Genomic DNA, 2,336 nt, shown 5'->3' with positions numbered 1-2,336 from the left:
TAAAAGAAAAGGTTCGGAACCGTCATGACGAATTCCGAACCAATACATACCCCTTCCTTATCTGTTAACATCCTGACAAAGCTCTTCTAAATCTTTAAGAAGGTTTTCAGCTTCATCCCAGCTGTAAATTGAAGCACCAGATGCTAAAGGATGTCCTCCCCCGTTGTATTTTCTTGCTAATCCATTAATTACTGGGTCTTTGGATCTCAATCTTACTCTAATTTGATCTTTTTCTTCAACAAAAAACACCCATGCTGTAACACCCTCAATATTTCCAAGTATACCTACCAGCTGCGAAGCTTCTGAAGGTGATACCTCATATTCATCTAATATTGCCTGTGAAATATTCATAGATGCTGCTCCTGATGATGTTAACGTGAAATTTTGAAGCACATAACCGCTAAGCTTTGCTACATTCCGTTTTGTCTTATACAGTTCGTTATATAATGGAGCAAACTCAATTCCTTCGGAAATTAATGCACTAGCATAACGGAAAGTCTTTTCAGTTGTACTTGGAAAAAGGAAACGGCCTGTATCACCAACGATTCCTGCATATAACAATTGCGCTGCTTTTTTTGGAAGAACAAGGCCTTGTTCCCTGCCTTCCAAATATAGTTCATAAATCATTTCACTTGTTGCTGCCGCACTCGTATCAACCCAAAGCAGATCCCCGTATTTATCTTCATTTGGATGGTGATCAATTTTAATAAGCTTTTTCCCATTTTTATAACGTTGGTCGCTTACCCGAGCTTGATTGGCTGTATCACAAACAATAACCAATGCTTTATGATAAACGTCATCCTCGACAAGGTCCATTTTATATAGAAACTCCAAGGATGGATCACTTTCCCCTACGACGAGAATTTTTTTATCCGGATAGGAAGCTTTTAATAGTTCAGCTAAACCACATTGTGAACCATATGCATCAGGATCAGGACGAACATGACGGTGGATAATAATCGTTTCATTTTGACGTATTTCTTCTAAGATTTTTTGTTTCATTTCTTTCTCCTTTAATCATCGATATAAGTTATTAAATCATAAAAAATCAGATTTAAAAAGAAAGAATAATCAGCAAACAGAAAATGAATACATTTTGATAGAGGACATGTTAAAATAATATAGGTTACGATCATATACACGTTATTGATTTTAAAGCGGAGGTTTAAGATATGCCGGTGTTAGTTGTAATTATTATGATTTCCCTTGCCTTTTACGTTTACTTTAAGGTAAAAGCTTATAGATCCTCAAAGCCGATTGAAAAACAATGGATTTCTGCAAAATCGAGTATTGCATTAGGGATATTTGTTGCAACCTTTGGCCTGAATCAGCTATTCCTATATCGATCAAGCATTTCGTTAATAGTTGGGGTTATCTTTTTACTTATTGGCCTTGGAAGCAGCTGGGCAGGATTCCGTGCATACAAACATTATTTACCTCAAGTAATAAATGAATCGGGAATCGAGTAGGAGGGGGTGACTAACCCCCGACCTCTCACACCACCGTACGTACCGTTCGGTATACGGCGGTTCAATTAAGTTTGACGTAGAAATTCATATCTTTGATATAAACTTTAAAGCCCACGGGAACTCCAATAGGAGTTATCAAGGGTTTTGTGTAGAATTGGACTACAGGCGATTCTCCAATATTTCTTTCTTGAGTTTCCCCATTCGTATGCCTTGTTATCAGGAACACCTAAACCTTTTAGTTTTCTAACTCTTGTTTTAGGTGTTTTCCATTGTTTCCATTCAACCATACGAAGTCTTCTTCTTATCCACTCTTCAAATTCTTTGAACTTACTTGGTGTATCAGCTAAAGCGAAGTATCCGTACCACCCTGTTAGATATTGGTTTAGTTTTTCAATTCTAACTTCCATAGGACTAGGTTTTGAACGAGATGTGATCTGTCGTATCCTAGACTTTAGTCTTTTGATACTTTCATTCGCTATTCTGACCTTGGGTTTCTTATGGTTTGTAAAACTGAAACCAAGAAACTTCCGTTTCCAAGGGCGGTCTACCGCTGACTTCTCTCTATTAACTTTAAGTTTTAGTTTCTTCTCAATAAAACTTGTAATTGAGGTCATCACTCGTTCACCAGCTTTCTTTGACTTCATGTATATATTACAGTCGTCGGCGTAACGAACGAATTTGTGTCCTCTACTCTCTAACTCTTTATCAAGTCTATCCAAAAGAATGTTTGAAAGAAGAGGACTCAATGGACCTCCTTGTGGTGTACCTTCTTCTGCTTCATTAACCACACCGTTAATCATGATTCCTGATTGGAGATACCTCCGTATAAGTTTCAAGACCAATCGGTCTTGTACTCTATTTGCCAAT

General features: G+C 37.4%; 3 protein-coding genes. 1 reads left to right on the top strand and 2 read right to left on the bottom strand.

Going from position 1 to position 2,336, the window contains the following annotated elements; translation table 11 throughout:
- Positions 1-57: 57 nt before the first annotated feature.
- On the bottom strand, positions 58-1,002 hold the full coding sequence (locus WQ54_RS17710) for a bifunctional oligoribonuclease/PAP phosphatase NrnA (RefSeq protein WP_046517171.1): 945 nt from the start codon (positions 1,000-1,002) through the stop codon (positions 58-60).
- A gap of 170 nt (positions 1,003-1,172) precedes the next feature.
- Between WQ54_RS17710 and WQ54_RS17705 the strand changes: the two genes are divergently transcribed.
- Positions 1,173-1,469, top strand: coding sequence for a YtpI family protein (locus tag WQ54_RS17705; protein WP_046517169.1), 297 nt, complete (start codon positions 1,173-1,175; stop codon positions 1,467-1,469).
- A 104-nt stretch (positions 1,470-1,573) separates the two neighbouring features.
- Here WQ54_RS17705 and WQ54_RS17700 read toward each other — a convergent pair.
- On the bottom strand, positions 1,574-2,336 hold a 763-nt coding region (locus tag WQ54_RS17700), incomplete at its 5' end, for a group II intron maturase-specific domain-containing protein (RefSeq protein WP_046585946.1).

Origin of the sequence: Bacillus sp. SA1-12, assembly GCF_000981385.1 — a bacterium.
Classification (GTDB): domain Bacteria; phylum Bacillota; class Bacilli; order Bacillales; family Bacillaceae; genus Metabacillus.
This window is presented reverse-complemented; position numbering and strand designations above follow the sequence as displayed.

Bases quoted from the DNA above. Each gene is read 5' to 3' on its own strand.
- WQ54_RS17710 (WP_046517171.1), bottom strand. From the start codon at position 1,002: ATGAAACAAAAAATCTTAGAAGAAATACGTCAAAATGAAACGATTATT.
- WQ54_RS17705 (WP_046517169.1), top strand. From the start codon at position 1,173: ATGCCGGTGTTAGTTGTAATTATTATGATTTCCCTTGCCTTTTACGTT.